The 16,010-nt window shown below is 70.0% G+C and carries 14 protein-coding genes; 4 read left to right on the top strand and 10 right to left on the bottom strand.

Annotation, left to right across the window (positions count from 1 at the left end; all coding sequences use genetic code 11):
• Window positions 1-93: 93 nt before the first annotated feature.
• The 8 genes from ACIBO2_RS45245 to ACIBO2_RS45210 form a co-directional block, all read right to left on the bottom strand.
• Window positions 94-888, bottom strand: coding sequence for a maleylpyruvate isomerase family mycothiol-dependent enzyme (locus tag ACIBO2_RS45245; RefSeq protein ID WP_397304259.1), 795 nt, complete (start codon window positions 886-888; stop codon window positions 94-96).
• A gap of 140 nt (window positions 889-1,028) precedes the next feature.
• Window positions 1,029-1,610, bottom strand: a complete 582-nt coding sequence (locus tag ACIBO2_RS45240) for a carboxymuconolactone decarboxylase family protein (protein WP_358532832.1) — start codon at window positions 1,608-1,610, stop codon at window positions 1,029-1,031.
• 93 nt (window positions 1,611-1,703) lie between these two features.
• Window positions 1,704-2,720, bottom strand: coding sequence for an oligopeptide/dipeptide ABC transporter ATP-binding protein (locus tag ACIBO2_RS45235; RefSeq protein ID WP_358532829.1), 1,017 nt, complete (start codon window positions 2,718-2,720; stop codon window positions 1,704-1,706).
• Entirely contained in the window at window positions 2,713-3,696 is a 984-nt protein-coding gene (locus ACIBO2_RS45230) for an ABC transporter ATP-binding protein (protein ID WP_358532826.1), read from the bottom strand. Before ACIBO2_RS45230 ends, ACIBO2_RS45235 begins: the two co-directional genes overlap by 8 nt.
• Complete coding sequence (locus tag ACIBO2_RS45225; protein WP_358532823.1) at window positions 3,693-4,637, bottom strand: ABC transporter permease; 945 nt, start codon at window positions 4,635-4,637, stop codon at window positions 3,693-3,695. The genes ACIBO2_RS45230 and ACIBO2_RS45225 overlap by 4 nt, the downstream gene beginning before the upstream one ends.
• A complete protein-coding gene (locus ACIBO2_RS45220) occupies window positions 4,634-5,560 on the bottom strand; it encodes an ABC transporter permease (protein ID WP_358532820.1) in 927 nt (308 codons plus the stop codon). The genes ACIBO2_RS45225 and ACIBO2_RS45220 overlap by 4 nt, the downstream gene beginning before the upstream one ends.
• Window positions 5,561-5,571: 11 nt before the next feature.
• Window positions 5,572-7,092, bottom strand: a complete 1,521-nt coding sequence (locus ACIBO2_RS45215) for an ABC transporter substrate-binding protein (protein WP_358532817.1) — start codon at window positions 7,090-7,092, stop codon at window positions 5,572-5,574.
• Between the two features lie 87 nt (window positions 7,093-7,179).
• Window positions 7,180-8,112 (bottom strand): 5-dehydro-4-deoxyglucarate dehydratase, encoded by a 933-nt coding sequence (locus ACIBO2_RS45210; protein ID WP_397304258.1) that lies wholly within the window; start codon window positions 8,110-8,112, stop codon window positions 7,180-7,182.
• Between the two features lie 93 nt (window positions 8,113-8,205).
• Between ACIBO2_RS45210 and ACIBO2_RS45205 the strand changes: the two genes are divergently transcribed.
• Window positions 8,206-8,991: an IclR family transcriptional regulator gene (locus ACIBO2_RS45205; protein WP_397304257.1), complete on the top strand. Its 786-nt coding sequence runs from the start codon at window positions 8,206-8,208 to the stop codon at window positions 8,989-8,991.
• Between the two features lie 23 nt (window positions 8,992-9,014).
• Here ACIBO2_RS45205 and ACIBO2_RS45200 read toward each other — a convergent pair whose 3' ends face one another.
• On the bottom strand, window positions 9,015-11,132 hold the full coding sequence (locus ACIBO2_RS45200) for a beta-galactosidase (RefSeq protein WP_397304256.1): 2,118 nt from the start codon (window positions 11,130-11,132) through the stop codon (window positions 9,015-9,017).
• 129 nt (window positions 11,133-11,261) lie between these two features.
• Window positions 11,262-12,251, bottom strand: coding sequence for a LacI family DNA-binding transcriptional regulator (locus ACIBO2_RS45195; protein ID WP_358532805.1), 990 nt, complete (start codon window positions 12,249-12,251; stop codon window positions 11,262-11,264).
• A 410-nt stretch (window positions 12,252-12,661) separates the two neighbouring features.
• Between ACIBO2_RS45195 and ACIBO2_RS45190 the strand changes: the two genes are divergently transcribed.
• The 3 genes from ACIBO2_RS45190 to ACIBO2_RS45180 are packed head-to-tail and all read left to right on the top strand — an operon-like array spanning window position 12,662 to window position 15,923.
• On the top strand, window positions 12,662-13,594 hold the full coding sequence (locus tag ACIBO2_RS45190; RefSeq protein WP_358532803.1) for a sugar ABC transporter permease: 933 nt from the start codon (window positions 12,662-12,664) through the stop codon (window positions 13,592-13,594).
• Window positions 13,591-14,511, top strand: a complete 921-nt coding sequence (locus ACIBO2_RS45185; RefSeq protein WP_397304255.1) for a carbohydrate ABC transporter permease — start codon at window positions 13,591-13,593, stop codon at window positions 14,509-14,511. Before ACIBO2_RS45190 ends, ACIBO2_RS45185 begins: the two co-directional genes overlap by 4 nt.
• 35 nt (window positions 14,512-14,546) lie before the next feature.
• The gene (locus tag ACIBO2_RS45180) at window positions 14,547-15,923 is read left to right on the top strand and encodes a sugar ABC transporter substrate-binding protein (protein WP_358532797.1); all 1,377 of its coding nucleotides are present in this window, start codon (window positions 14,547-14,549) and stop codon (window positions 15,921-15,923) included.
• Window positions 15,924-16,010 lie beyond the last annotated feature (87 nt).

Below are 16,010 nucleotides of genomic sequence, written 5' to 3'. Positions count from 1 at the left end.
TGGGCGGTTACGGGACGGCGGGGTGGGCCGGTGGCGGTCAGGCGGCCGCCAGCCGAATCAGAAGCCGGGTCAGCGGCCGGGTCAGCGGCCAGGTCAGAAGCCGGGGAAGATCCGTCGCAGGTCGTCCAAGGTGAGGCTGTCGCTCGTGAGGGTCACGACGCTCGGCGTGTGCTCGGGAGAGTGGCGGCCGGTGGTGAGACGCAGCCACCACTCGGCCGGCGCGCTGAGGACGGCGTCGGGCTGAGCCGGCTCGTCGGTGAGGCTGACCGCGTCACCCACGGCGAGCCCGAAGGAGCGCTCGGGCGAGGTGGTCCGGATGGCCACGCCGACCTGGCGGCCGGCGAGGGCGTCGGCCTTGCCGATGAAGTGGATGAGCATGCCCACCTGGTCGAGCAGCAGTTCGGCCGCGGCGGGGGCCAGGGTCGCCGCCGGGTCGAAGGCGACCTCGACGTCCCACGAGTGATGGGCGAACTCGCTGAGCCGCAGCCCCGCCGCGGTCGCGACGTCCACGGGGACCGGCAGGAAGCCGAGTTTGATCCGCAGCTCCTCGCGTGTCTGCGCGTCAAGGCTCTCGTAGCGGCTGACCAGCGCCTCGTTGGCGGTCAGGAAGCCCTCGGCCCGCTCGGCCGGGGACATCGCGTCCCAGCGGGCCCAGACCGACTTGTTGAAGTCTCCGTCTGGGCCGGCGGTGCCGCTCAGCGTGGCCTCCAGACCGGCCAGGTTGATCTCGGCGCCGCTGCCCAGGTGGCTGAGCACCTGGGACACGTCCCACTCCGACGCGCCGGACGGCCGGGTGAGGTCGTCGGCCGCGAGGCCGCGGACAAGGGTGGCCAGGTGATCGTGGCCGCTGCGCAGCGCGTCGATGATCTGGTCGGCACGATCGGTCATGTTCGTCTCCAGAGTGGGGACGCGGAGATGTCTACGGTCCGCCGCGTTGCGAATTTTGTTGACGGGTCAAGCATACGTCCGGCGAGGGAGAGTATCTGTCGGCGCCCTGGCCACCAGCGATCCGAAGGCGCCGACGAGGCTCATGCGGATGTGTCCCGGGGCTGGAGGGAGTCGAACACGGTCATTCCCGAGGCCGGGTCGAGATCGGTCTGCGTCACCTCGGTCAGCCGGGCCATGGTCATGTAGAAGCCGATCGCCAGGATCGCCTCGACGATCTCCCGCTCCGAGAAGTGTCGTCGAACCTCCGTGAACACGCTGTCCTCGACCCGGACGTCCTCGATCACCTGCTTCCCGAACGCGAGCAGCGCGCGCTCCGCGTTGTCGAAGACCTCATCGTCGAAGGCATTATCGGCGAGGTTCCCCTGCTCGATCGCGTCGATCTGCGCTTGCGGAACGCCGACCCCCAGGGCGATCGGCACGTGTTGCCGCCATTCGTAGGTGCCGCCCTCGATCCGCGCGACGAGCAGAATCAGCAGCTCGCGTCGCCGATGCCCGAGATCAAGACTGCTGAGGATGGCCGTGCCCAGCCGCACCTGCGGGAGCACACACGACTCCGCGTGCGCCAGCATGCGGAAGATGTTGAGCTTGACCGGTAGGGCCGCGAGTACTTTGGCCGCGTCCCCGGTCGCGTCGTCAGGATGGATGAGGGTCAATCTCGCCATCGATACCTCCGGCTGTGTCGCCGTTAGCTGGGTGGACAGGAGCGGTCGTCAGGTGACCGAGCGCCTGAGAGTCTCATCCCAGCAACGGCCTCATCAACCGGGTTCCGCGACCTCCTGGAGCGGGAGGTGACACGCGGCCAGGTGCGGCGGGTCGTCACCGTACAGCTCCAGCGGCGGCACCACCTGGGCGCAGACGTCCTCAGCCTTCCAGCAGCGCGTACGGAACCGGCATCCCGACGGCGGGTCGAGCGGAGAGGGCACCTCGCCCTGCAGCAGGATCCGCTCCCGCCGAACCCCCGCGGTGACGTCGAGGACCGGCGCCGCGGACATGAGCGCGGCGGTGTACGGATGGCGCGGCTGGTCGAATACCTGCTTGGTCGGCCCCGTCTCGACGATCTTGCCGAGGTACATGACCGAGACACGGTCGGCGACGTGGCGGACGACGGACAGGTCATGGGAGATGAACACGTACGATACGCCCAGCCGGGCCTGCAGGTCGGTGAGCAGGTTGAGCACCTGCGCCTGGACCGACAGGTCGAGCGCCGACACCGGTTCGTCGCACACGATGACGTCCGGTTCGAGGGCGAGCGCGCGGGCGATCCCCAGGCGCTGGCGCTGGCCGCCGGAGAACTCCTGCGGGTAACGGCGGGCGTCGCTCGCCCGCAGCCCCACCATCTCCAGGAGTTCGGCCACCCGCTTCCCGCGCTCCTTCACCGGCACCAGGTCACGGTGCGTCCGCCAGGGCTCGCCGACGATGTCCTCGGCGCACAGCCGGGCGTTCAGTGACGCGAACGGGTCCTGGAACACCATCTGCACCCGGCGCCGCCACTTCAGCAGCTCCTTGCCGCGCAGCGCGAACGGGTCCGTACCCTCGAACCTGACATGGCCCTGGTCCGGGCGCTCCAGCATGAGCAGCACCCGGGCGAGCGTCGACTTGCCGCAGCCGGACTCCCCGACCAGGCCCAGCGTCTCGCCGCGGGCCAGCCGCAGGTCGACGCCGTCCAGTGCGCGCAGCCGGTTGCTGCCGGAGGCGCCGCGAGCGACGTGGAAGGTCTTGCTCACCCCTGCCACGTCCAGCAGGGGCGCCTCCATGTCGGATGTGTCAGTCATCGGGCAGCTCCTTCCAGTGATGACATGCGGACAGGCGACCGGGTCCGGCCTCGACGAGGACGGGACGCTCCGCCGCGCACACGTCGCTCGCCATCGGGCAGCGCGCGCGGAAGGCGCAGCCCGAGGGAACCGAGTGCAGGTCGGGCGGGCTGCCCGGGATGGACTTCAGGGTGACGCCGCGCGCCACCTCGGCCGGCACCGAGTCGAGCAGCCCGCGCGTGTACGGGTGGCGCGGCCGGGCGAACACGTCCGCCACCCGGCCGGTCTCGACGATGTTTCCCGCGTACATGACGGCCACGTGGTCGGCCTGCTCGGCCACCACCGCGAGGTCGTGGGTGATGAGGATCAGCGCCGTCTGCTGCTCGGTGCGCAGCTCGCGCAGCAGCTCCATGATCTGGGCCTGCACAGTGACGTCGAGGGCGGTGGTGGGTTCGTCGGCGAGCAGCACCTTGGGGTGCAGGGCCATCGCCAGCGCGATGAGCAGCCGCTGACGCATGCCGCCGGAGAACTGGTGCGGGTAGGCGCTCACCCGGGCACCGGCCTCGGGGATGCCGACCCGTTCCATCAGCTCGACGGCCCGCTTGCGCGCATCGCGGCGGGAGAGACGCTGGTGGATCCTGAACGGCTCGGCCAGCTGGGCGCCGACCGTCTGTACGGGGTTCAGCGCGGTGAGCGCGTCCTGGAACACGATGGACAGGCCGGGCCCGGCCAGCCGCCTGCGCTGTGCCGGCGGCAGGGTGAGGATGTCGGTGCCGTCCAGGCGTATGGCGCCGCCCGCTACGTGCGCCACCGGGTCGAGCAGACCGACGATGGCCTGTGCCGTCATGCTCTTGCCGCAGCCCGACTCGCCCAGGAGCGCCAGTGTCTCACCGGAGCGGACGGAGAAGCTGACCTCGCGTACGGCGCGTACCGTCCCGGAGGGGGTCCGGATGTCGACCGCCAGCCGGTCCACTTCCAGTACCGGAGACTCGCTCATGGCCGCACCTCCTTGTTCTTGCGGCGGGAGTTCTCGCGGCGAGAGCGGGGCAGGGTGAGCCGCCACCGCTGGCCGGGGTCCATGGCCAGGCGCGCCCAGGACGCGAGGATGGTCGCCGAGACGGTCGTCACCACGATGGCGACTCCGGGGAAGACGGCGATCCACCAGGCGCTCTGCAGTACCTGCCGCCCTTGGGCGACCATCAGGCCCCAGCTCATGTCCGGCGGCTGGATGCCGATGCCCAGGAAGCTCAGCGACGATTCGGTCAGCATCACGAAACAGAAGTCCAGGGTCGCGACGGTGAACAGGGTGGGCAGCACGGTCGGCGCCACGTGCCTGCCGATGATCGCCCAGCTCTTGGTGCCGAACGTCCGCGCCGCGTCCACGAACAGCCGGCTCTGCAACTCGGCGGACTCCGCCCGCGCGGCCCGCAGGTAGACCGGGATGCGGGCGATGGCCAGGACCAGGACGATGTTCCCGGCGCTGGGGGAGAAGACGTACAGCACGACCACGGCCAGCAGCAGCGAGGGGAAGCTGAGGATGACGTCGGCCACGCGCATGGAGACGTTCTCCCGCCAGCCTCGGTGGTAGCCCGCCCACATGCCCCACACCGACCCGACGACCAGGGAGATCACCACGGCCGGGATGGCGACGGAGAGCGTCGTACGGCTGGCCACGATGAGCCGGGCGAGCAGGCTGCGGCCGAGCGAGTCGCTGCCGAGCACGAACGCGAAGCCGTCGTCGAGGCTGAACGGCGGCCGGTTGACCGCCCGCAGGTTCTGCTTCACGGCCAGGTCGCCGAGCAGGATCGGCCCCACGATGGCGCCGACGGCCACGATCACCAGGATCACCACCGCCAGGCAGGCGAACCGATCCCGCGCCAGCAGCCGCCACCAGGTGATCCGCCGAGCGGCGGGAGGAGCCTCCACGAGGCTGGTCATGCCGTCACCCCCTGACGGACTCGGGAGTCCAGGAGCGCGTAACAGGCGTCGATGACGATGTTCAGCGCGAAGATGGTGATCGCGGTCACCAGGACCGCGGCCTGCAGCACCGCGAAGTCGCGCTGCAGGATCGAGGTGATCATCAGCTTGCCGATGCCCGGCCAGCCGAAGATGGTCTCGACGACCACGGCCCCGTTGACCAGCCCGACCGCCAGGTCACCGGCCACGGTGAGCGCGGGGGGCGCGGCGTTGCGCAGCGCGTGGCCGAAGACCACCCGCAGCTCGCTCGCGCCCTTGCTCCGGGCCACCTTGATGTACGGCGCCGACAGCGCCGTGACCATCGCCCCGCGCACCACCTGCACCAGCACGCCGAACGGCCGGATCAGCAGGGTGAGCACCGGCAGCACCCACGCCGCCGCGCCCTCGGTGCCTGAGGTGGGCAGCCAGCCGAGAGCCACGGAGAAGACCAGGACGCCCATGATGGCGAACCAGAAGTCCGGCATGCTGGCCGCGGTCGTCGAGGTGAAGCTGGCGACCCGGTCGGCCAGGGAGTTCGGGCGGTAGGCCGCCCAGCTCCCGACGACGACCGCGCCGAGGATCGCCAGGATCATCGTGGCGCCCGCCAGCTGCAGCGTCGCGGGGAAGGCCCGCAGCACCGCGTTGGCGGCGGGCTCGGCGGTCCGCAGCGACTCGCCGAAGTCCAGCCGGACCACCTGAGCCAGGTAGTCACCGAACTGGACGAGCAGCGGCTGGTCGAACCCGTGCCGGGCGGCGAACTCCGCCCGCATCTCAGCGGTGGCGCTGAGCGGCAGGTAGAGGTTCGCCGGGTCGCCGGTCAGGCGGGCCAGGTAGAACACGCCGAGGACCACCACGACCAGCGGTATCGCACTGGAGGTGACGCGATGCCGCAGGAAGGTCAGCACACCTGCTCCTTTCAGCCGGCCGGGTGCAGCTCGGCGAGGCGCATCTCGTCGTTCGTGGCGGCGTTGGGCTTGTAGGTGACCTTCTTCGACAGGGCGAGGATGCCGGTCATGTGCGCCAGGACGGCGTCGCGTACGACGTCCTTGTTCTGGTAATCGAGCGCCTTGGCGAACGCCGTCTGGCGCTCCTCGCCCGAGGCCTGCTCGCCGGCGGTGATCAGGTCGTCCAGTTCGGGGGTGCCGAAGCTGCTCTGCGCGCCCTTGGTGCCGTAGATCTGGCCCATGGTGAAGGCCGCGTCACCGGCCTGGTTGCCGTGCTGGGCCTGCAGCAGGGTGGGGCCGGCGTCCTTGGGGAAGGGGCGCAGCAGGTACTCCAGCCAGGCGTTCACGTCGAGCATCTGGATCTTCACCGAGAGCCCGGCCTCGGTGAGCGAGTTCTGCACGACCTCCATCGCCTCGGCGGCCTTGGGGTAGATCCCGTTCCGGCCGATGATCGTGATGGGGGTGTCCGTGGCGACGCCGGCCGCCTTGGCGTCCGCGATCAGCTTCTTGGCCTGCGCCATGTCGTACGGCCAGGGCTGGATGGCCGGGCTGTGACCGGTCACGCCTTCGGGGACGAGCTGGCCCGCAGGCTTGCCGAGCCCGGCGAAGACCGAGGCGACGAGCCCGTCCTTGTCGATGGCGTAGTTGATCGCCTGGCGCACGCGAAGGTCGTTGAGCGGCGGCTTGGCGGCGTCGATGCGCAGGTAGGAGGTCTCGTTGTTGGGGAACTGCACGGCCGAGTCGCCGGCGCCGTCCTCGGGGGCGAGGCCGACGGCGATGTCCGCCTCGTCACTCTTGATCATGGCCGCGCGGATGCTGCCCTCACCACGCCAGACGTACTCGGCCGCGGCGAAGTCCGGCGCCTTGCCCCAGTATCCGGGGAAGCGCTCCAGGCGCAGGCTGCGGCCGGCGTCCCACTTGGCGATCTTGTACGGGCCGGTGCCGACGGGCTCCCGGACCTTGCCGGTGGCGTTCGTGGTGGTCGGCACGATCTCGACGAAGGACAGCCGCAGCGGGAGGATCGGGTCCGGCTTGGCCGTCTTCACCTTGAGGGTCACGTCGTCAGCGGCCGTCACCGTGAGCTTGATGCCGCCGAAGACGTACCCGTTGACGTTGCAGTCGACCTTGGAGCCGAGCGTGCGCTCGATGGAGAAGGCGGCCGCCTTGGCGTCGAACGGGGTGCCGTCGTGGAACTTCACGCCCTTGCGCAGGGTGAAGGTCCACTCGGTGGGCGAGTCCTGCTTCCACTCCGTGGACAGCGCCGGCTGGAGCTGCCCGGAGCTCGGGTCACGCTCCGTCAGAGCCTCGGTGATGTTGGCCCGGGTGACGCGTCCGGTCGCGGTGAGAGAGGCGTCACACGGCTCCAGCGTGGGCGGCTCCTCGGGCAGCACGATGCGGACGGTGCTCGCCGCCGCGCCGCCGCCGGCCGACGGCTCCGGGCCGCTGTTCGCGACCGAGCAGGCGCCGACAGACAGCAGGGTGCCCAGCGCCAAGAGGGCAGAGGCTGCCTGACGGGAGTTGGGGGGGTTGATCATAATTCCTCCGAAATCGCCTGCTCCTGATGCCGGGCAGGCCACGTGCTATGCGACAGGTGCCGCGCTGAGGGCGGAAAGGCCGCGGTCGATGATGCTGGCGAGCTGCTCGCGGTGCTCCGGGGTGACCTGCGCCAGTGGCGAGCGGACGGGTCCGGCGGAGCGGCCGCGGATGTCCAGCCCGGCCTTGACGAGGGAGACGGCGTAGCCGGGCGTCGTGTTGCGCAGTGCGGCGAGGGGGGCGTAGAACTCGCGCAGCAGGAGGTCCTGGGTCGCCTCGTCGCCCTTCTCGAACGCCTGGAAGAACGCGACGGCGACCTCCGGGAGGAAGGCCAGCACCGCCGAGGAGTAGGCGCGGGCGCCGAGTCCGACGTAGGAGCGGGCGAAGATCTCGGCCGTCGGCATGCCGTTCAGCAGGGGCAGCCGTCCGCCGGTGGCGGTCTGGATGAGCTGGAGCAGCTCCATGTCGCCGTGCCCGTCCTTCAGCGCGACGATGTTGTCCACCTCGGCGAGCTCGGCCACCGCCTCCGGGGAGAACAGCGCCGTACCCCGCTGGTAGAGGATCACGTCCAGATCCGTGGCGGCGGCCACCTCCCGGTAGTGCGCCACGAGCCCGGCCGGCGGCCCGACCTGCAAGTACGGCGGTAGCGCCAGCAGGGCGTCGGCCCCGGCGGCCTGCGCGGCGCGGGTGAACTCGGCGGCCGTCCGCGTGCCGCCGCCGACCCCGGCGAGCACCGGGACCGTTCCCGCGACGTGCTCCACGGCGGCCTTGACCACCGCCTGGTGCTCCGTGGCCGTCAACGACGCCATCTCCCCGGTCCCGCAGGCGACGAAGATCGCGCTGGGCCGCGCGGCGAGCACGTCGGTGAGATGAGCCTTGAGCCCGGACAGATCCACGTCCCCCGACTCCGTGAACGGTGTGACGGGGAAGGCGAGCAAGCCTGAGAGGGAAGCGGCGACTCGCGTGACTGCGGGGGACATCAACAGCAACCTCTTGTCTACATATGGAGACAGCATCTATATTTGTAGCCGAGACATTAAGTGGGTGTTTCACCAAACGTCAAGAGGTGGTCGATGACGCAATACGCCCCGGACTCGTTACCTCAATCCGCCGAGACCGGGGGAGGCGTCCGCAGCGTCAAATCGGCCGAGCGGACCATCGCGGTGCTCGAACACCTCAGCTCAGCCCCGAAGGCGTGCTCACTGCGCGAGCTGACCAGCGCGCTGGGCCTGCCGCGGGCGAGCGGCTACGCGCTGCTCACCACACTGGTGAGCACGGGCTGGGTGGAGGCCGACGGTGGCGGCCGCTACCGGCTCGGCATCCGCGCGCTGCGGGCCGGGATGTCGTACATCGAGCGGGACGACCTCGTCCAGCGGGCCCGTCCGGTGATGAACGACCTGAACGACGAGCTCGGCGAGACCGTCCACCTGGCCCGTCTCGACGGCGTGGAGATCGTCTACCTGGCCACCAACATCTCCGAACACTCCCTGGCCGTCGTCACCCGCCCCGGCCGGCGCCTGCCGTGCTGGGCCACCGGTCTCGGCAAGGCGATCCTCGCCGGGCGCCCCTGGGACGAGGTCGACGAACTCCTGCCGGAGACCCTGGAGCCCCGTACCGTCCACACCTTCACCGACCGGGTGGCACTGCGCGCCGAACTCGAGGAGATCCGGCGCCGTGGCCACGCCGTCGACGAGCAGGAATCGACCCTCGGGCTGCGCTGCTTCGCCGTCTCCCTGGACCTGGGACGCGTCCCGAACGAGGCGCTCAGCTGCTCCATCCCCCTCGTCCGCCTCGATCCCGAACGCGAGGAGGCGATCGTGGCCGCACTGCTCCGGGCTCGGGCCCGCATCATCCGCTGATCATCCGAGGGCTGAGCGGACGCCTAATCCACCCGCTGGGTCGTCTGGTTCACTCGCTCGGCGGCCCGGAGCACGGCGACGCCCGAAGGTGGCAGGGTGACGGTCCCGACGCTCTCGTCCGACGGAGCCAGGGCGTCGGTCCACTCGCCGCCGAGGGCGATGTCGTGCTTGTCGCCGGTGTGGTTCAGCAGGATCAGGAAGCGGCGCCCGGCTCCGGCCCGGACGCCGGCCTGTACCCCTGTAGGCAGCCCCTCGACGACCGGGGTCACGCCCGCTTCGGCGAGCGCCCGGCCGAGGACCGCCCGCATGGTGACCGCGTCGAGCCGGGTCGAGAGGTAGCGGGCGATCCCCGCGCCGAACTCGTGCCTGGTCACGGCCGGGCGCCCGGCCCAGTCGGCGGAGTCGAAGACGAGCTCGGGCTCGGCGCCGGCCAGATGAAGGTCCTCCCGCCACAGATCGGCGACCCCTTCGAGGTGCGAAAGCACCCCGTGACCGCGTACGGGGAACCGCTCGTGCTCGGCCGCCGGGCAGAACTCCTCGACCCGGACCCCGAGGACCTCGCGCAGCGGCGCGGGGTAGCCGCCCAGGTGGACCCGGTCATGCTCGTCCACGATCCCGCTGAAGAAGGAGACGGCCAGGGCGCCGCCGCCGGACACGTACGACGAGACGCGTTGTGCGTCCGCGCTCGACAGGAGGTACAGATTCGGCACCACGACGAGCGCGTAGCCGGTCAGCTCGGCCGAGGGCGGCACCACGTCCACGCCGACCCCGAGGTCGAACAGCGGGCCGTAATGGTCCAGCAGGCGCTCCTCCTGCCGTACGCCGTCCGAGGGGTGGGAGTCGAGCTCGAGGGCCCACCAGCTGTTCCAGTCGAGCAGGATCGCCACCTGGTTGCGGACCCGCGTGCCCGGCAGGTCGGGCACCGAGGCCAGCTCCCGGCCGAGCGCGGTGATCTCGCGGAAGACCCGGCTGTCGGCCCCCGCGTGCGGCACCATGCCCGAGTGGAACTTCTCGGCGCCGCCGCGTGACTGCCGCCACTGGAAGTACAGGATCGCGTCGGCGCCCTGCGCGACGGCCTGCCAGCTCCACAGCCGCATCTGGCCGGGCTGCTTGATCGCGTTCCTGCCCCGCCAGTTGACCGCGCTCGGCGCCTGCTCCATCAGGATCCACGGCTGCCCGCCGCCGGCGCCGCGCATCGTGTCGTACAGCAGGCCCGGGGCCAGATGCGGCCGCTCGTCGTGGGGGTCGGGGTAGGAGTCGACCGACACGACGTCCAGCCGCGGTGCCCAGTCGAAGACGTCCACGGCCTTCAGGCCGCCCAGGAAGTTCGTGGTGATCGGCACCTCGGGAGTGACCCGCCGCAGGATGCCCGCCTCCAGGTCGAAGCAGTCGCGCAGCGCCTCGTTGCCGAAGCGCAGGTAGTCGAGCTGCTGGGCCGGATTGGGGTACGTCGGAGCCGCGCGGGGCGGCTGGACGTGGTCGAAGGAGGCGTACCGCTGCGACCAGAAGTCCGTCGACCAGGCGTCGTTCAGCGCCTCCAGGTCGTCGCCGTAGCGCTCGCGCAGCCAGCGGCGGAAATCGGCCGCCGACACCTCGCAGTAACAGGCGGCGATGTGGCAGCCGTACTCGTTGCCGATGTGCCACAGCCCGAGTGCCGGATGGTCGCGATAATGCGTGGCCAGCCGCTCCACCAGGAGCGCCGCCCGTTCCCGGTAGACCGGGCTGGAGGGACAGAAGTGCTGCCGCCCGCCGGGGCCCAGCACGGTCCCGTCCGCGGTGACCGGCAGGATCTCCGGGTGCTCGTGGACGAGCCAGGGCGGCGGGGACGCCGTCATGGTGGCGAGGTCGACGGTGATCCCGTGCGCGTGCAGGTCATCCAGGACCTGGTCGAACAGGGAGAAGTCGTACGCGCCGCGCGCGGGCTCCACCCGCGCCCAGCCGAACACCCCGACGGTGACGAGGTTGACCCGGGCCTCGGCCATGAGGCGCAGGTCCTCCGCCCTGGTCGCGGCCGGCCACTGCTCGGGGTTGTAGTCGCCGCCGAAGGCCACGCCGCCGAGCCGGCGCCACAACCGGTCGCCCGGGGACGGGGCGCCGGTGGTCCCGGAGCCCGGCCTGACATCGTGAGGTACGGCGTTCATCGTCGGCGCGGCGGCCTCGGCGGGCGAGGACCGTCGCTCCTCCCTTCTTGGGCGGGGCGTGCTGCGGCGGGTGGGATGTTCTTCGGCGGGGACGTTTCGTCGGTGTGGGGCGTGCTGGAGTTGGTCGGATCAGGCGGTCGGTGGCGGTGCGCCGGTGCTCTCCCTGACGATCAGCTGAGGGGCGACGAAGGCGGTGGCGGCGGGAGCCGTACCGGTCTCGATCTGGTCGATCATGAGCGACACGATCCGCTCGGCCACCACGTCGAAGTCCTGCCGGACGGTGGTGAGCGAGGGGGACAGGTAGGCCGACTCGTCGATGTCGTCGAAACCGACGATGCTCACGTCCTCAGGGATGCGGCGTCCCGCCTGGATCATCGCGCGCATCACGCCGAGGGCCATCTGGTCGTTGCCGGCGAAGACGGCCGTCACGCCGGGCCGCCGGGCCAGGACGCGGCCGGCCTCGTAGCCGCTGGCCGCGCTCCAGTCGCCGAACAGCATCTGGGGCACCGTCGCGTCCGCTTCCTTGAGCGTCGCGTGCCAGGACTCCGCCCGGCGTCGCGCGGCATAGGAGTCCTCGGGTCCGGCGACGTGCCAGACCGTCTCGTGACCGAGGCCGAGCAGGTGACGGGTGACGAGCCGGGCGCCGAGGGCCTGGTCGGTGTCGACCATCGGGTGGCGGAGGCTGACGTCGCCGTCGGCCATCACGACCGGCACGTCCGGCGGCAGGCGCAGCGCCGGGGTGTCGAGGATCTGCGCCTCGACGACCACGATGCCGTCGACCGCCTGCACTGTCAGCTGGTCGAACGCCTCGTGCACGGCCCGCTCGGTCTGCGACTCGACGGCGATCATGTTCACGGTGTAGCCGGCGCGCTGCGCCGCCTTGGTGACGGCGTCGACCGTACGGGCGTTGCCGAAGCTGCCGAGCCCGAAGCTGATCAGGCCCAGGGTGCGGAACTGGCCGGTGACCAGGGCGCGGGCGGCGGTGTTGGGCCGGTATCCGAGGACCCGCATGGCCGACAGGACGCGCTGGCGGGTCTCTTCCTCTACGTTGCTGCGGTTGTTGACCACCCGGGAGACCGTCTGGCTGGAGACTCCAGCCATCGCGGCGACGTCGGCCATGGACGGCCGCCTGGGCGAGCGCCGTCCCGCCGCGGTTTTCTGGGTCGCCCCGTCCACTGGCACCTCTGGTCATCCGATGGGCTTGCTGTCGTGCAAACTCTCGCACGATGTTTACGTGAACATGACCCATCCGTCAATGGGGTGCCGTCTCAGCCGACATGTAGTCACAAACAGTGATAAATCCGGCATTGGTGTTAACTTTGGGTTACCTATTGACATGTTCTGGCGGCGAATGGAGACTACGGGACATCTTCGCCATGTTCACGTAAACACGAGTCCTCGCGATCGCAGCGCCGAGCGCTCCACGGTGGCGCAGGTAATGGGGCGGTCCATGGATCGCCATGCCCCGACAAGGAGAGTTCAGTGCCAGTCTTCGTGGCAGCGCGAACATCCCGCGGCAGGAGCACAGGATGACCGCGCCCGCCGGCCTCGCCGGGCCGGTGACCGCGCCCGGCGGTCTCGCCCGGCCGGTCCTGCGCCTGCGTGTCGCCGGCTACGCCTTCTTCCTGCCGTTCTTCGTGGTCTTCCTGGTCGCGGTGGTCGCGCCGCTGGTGTACGCGGTCTATCTCAGCTTCTTCCAGGAACGCATGATCGGCGGCACGGTCTTCGCCGGCGTGGCCAACTACACCCGCGCCATCGGCGACGCGCTGTTCGGCGCCGGCCTGCTCCGCGTCGCGCTCTTCCTGGTCGTGCAGGTGCCCGTCATGCTGCTCATCGCCCTGGGCTGCGCGCTGGCCATCGACAGCGGCAGGCTGCGCTGGCCGTCGCTGTTCCGCATCACGATCTTCATGCCGTACGCGGTGCCGGCCGTGGTGTCGGCCCTCATGTGGGGCTACATGTACGGGGACCAGTTCGGTCTGGTCGGCCAGATCGGCAAGGCCGTCGGCGTCGCGGTCCCCGACCTGCTCTCGCGCTCCTGGATGCTCTCCTCCATCGGCAACATGGTGACCTGGGAGTTCGTCGGCTACAACATGATCATCCTGTACGCCGCGCTGCGGTCCGTACCGACCGAGCTCTATGAGGCGGCCGAGATGGACGGAGCGGGCGCCATCCGCATCGCCTGGAGCGTCAAGCTGCCCGCCCTGCGTCCCGCGCTGCTCGTGGCGACGACCTTCTCGATCATCGGCAGCTTCCAGCTCTTCAACGAGCCGAACATTCTCCAGAAGCTCGCACCCGCGGCGATCGGGACGAGCTACACGCCCAACATGTACGCCTACAACCTCGCCTTCAACGGCCAGCAGATCAACTACTCGGCCACCGTCGCCGTGCTGCTCGGCGTCGTCACCATCGTCGTGGCGTACGCGGTGCAGATCATCACGGCGAGAAGGGAGAAGACGCTGTGACGGCCGTCGCCGAGGCGAACCGCACCACGGGCGGGCAGGCCGCGCACCGCTCCACCAAGGCGCGGCGCCGGGGGAAGAGCCCCGCCCTCACGGTGATCATGCTGGTGATGTTCGCGTACGCGGTGCTGCCGCTGTTCTGGCTGCTGGCCAACGCCAGCAAGAACGGCGGGGACCTGTTCTCGACCTTCGGGCTCTGGTTCGGCGGGGATTTCCACCTGTTCGCCAACATCGGCGACACCCTGAGCTACAACAACGGCATCTTCGTGCGCTGGTTCGGCAACACCGTGCTCTACTCCGTGGTGGGCGCGGGCGGTGCCGCCCTGCTGGCCACCCTCGGCGGTTACGCGCTGGCGAAGTACGAGTTCCCGGGTCGCAAGCTGCTGTTCGCGGTGGTGCTGGGCGGTATCTCCATTCCGGGCACGGCCCTCGCGGTGCCGACGTACCTGCTGTTCAGCCGGGTCGGGATCGTCGACACCCCGTGGGCGGTGCTCATCCCGGCGCTGTGCAGCCCGTTCGGCCTCTACCTGATGCGGGTCTACGCGGCCGACGCGGTGCCCGACTCGATCCTGGAGTCGGCCCGAATCGACGGGGCGGGCGAGTTCAGGATCTTCCGCACCATCGCGCTGCGGCTGCTCGCTCCGGGCTTCGTCACGGTCCTGCTCTTCGCGCTGGTCGCGACGTGGAACAACTACTTCCTGCCGCTGATCGTGCTGAACTCGCCGGACTGGTTCCCGCTCACGGTCGGCCTCAACCAGTGGAACGCACAGGCCAACAGCGGCACCTCCGGTGCCGGTGACGCCACCTACACGCTCATCCTGACCGGCAGCCTGCTGTCGATCGTGCCGTTGATCATCGCTTTCCTGGGGCTCCAGCGGTTCTGGCAGTCGGGCCTCGCTACTGGAAGCGTCAAGCAGTGATTCCCGACAAACCCCCCGTGGATAAAGGAAACGCCATGAAAACCCTTCCATCACGGCGCGGTGTCATCCCCGCCGGGATCGCCGCGGCCCTGTCTCTGGCACTCGCCGCGTGCGGCGGCGGCTCCGGTGGGAGTGCCGCCGCCCCGTCCGCCGCCGCCCCGAGCGCAACGGCGGCCGTGCAGGACGCGCTGTCCAAGCCCGCCGAGCTGACGTTCTGGACGTGGGTCACGGGGATCGAGAAGACCGTCGCCCGCTTTACCACGAAATATCCGAACATCAAGGTCAATGTGGTGAACGCGGGGCAGTCCGCCGACCAGTACACCAAGCTGCAGACCGCGATCAAGGCCGGCTCCGGCGCGCCCGACGTGGCGCAGATCGAATACTTCGCCCTGCCGCAGTTCGCCCTCGCCAAGCAGGTCGTCAACCTGGCCGACTATGGCGCCGCCTCGCTGAAGGACAAGTTCGCCGACTCGGCGTGGGGCCAGGTGGCGATCAACGGCGGCGTCTACGGCGTCCCGCAGGACACCGGCCCCATGGCGATGTTCTACCGCAAGGACATCTTCGACAAGCTGAAGATCAAGCCGCCGGCGACCTGGGCGGAGTTCGTAGACGCGGCCAAGAAGATCAAGGCCGCCGACTCCGGCTCGTTCATCACCTCCATCGACCCCGGTGACGCCGGCGGGGTGGACAGCCTGATCTGGCAGGCGGGCGGCGCGCCGTTCAAGACCTCGGGCGAGAGCTCGGTCAGCGTCAAGCTCGACTCCGACCCGGGCGTCAAGCAGTGGGTCGGCACCATGAGCACGCTGCTCGGCGAGAAGCTGGTCGACCCGCAGCCCGGCTGGACCGACGAGTGGTGGAAGGGCATGGGCTCGGGCAAGTACGCCGTCTGGCTGACCGGCGCCTGGGCCCCGAACGGCATCATCAACTCCATCCCCAAGACGAAGGGCAAGTGGGCGGTCGCCCCGATGCCGCAGTACGACGCGGCCAAGCCGATGAACGCCGAGAACGGCGGCTCCTCGGTGGCGGTCATCCCGCAGAGCAAGAACATCCCGGCCGCCGTCGCCTTCGCGCAGTGGCTCAACTCCGACCCGGAGGCCGTCAAGTCGCTCAACACCGAGGCCGGACTGTTCCCCGCCACGAAGGTGCTGCTCGACGACCCCACCTTCCGTGACGCGCCGCAGGAGTTCTTCGGCGGCCAGAAGATCAACCAGGTCCTGAGCGACGCCTCGGCCGCCGTCCGCCCCGACTGGCAGTACCTCCCGTTCCAGGTGTACGCCAACAGCATCTTCAAGGACACCGTGGGCCAGGCCATCGACAGCGGCGGTGACCTGTCCGCCGCGCTGAAGACCTGGCAGGACCGCATCTCCGCCTTCGGCACCGAGCAGGGCTTCACCCTCACCAACGGCGGCTGACCCCGGAACGACCACGACCGCGACCACGGCCGGCGGCCCGGTGGAACGCACTCCACCGGGCCGTCACCAACGGGCTGAAGGTGCCGT

Source organism: Nonomuraea sp. NPDC050022 (assembly GCF_044460705.1).
GTDB lineage: Bacteria > Actinomycetota > Actinomycetes > Streptosporangiales > Streptosporangiaceae > Nonomuraea.
The sequence above is the reverse complement of the archived record's forward strand: the minus strand, read 5'-3'. Positions and strand labels throughout refer to the sequence as shown.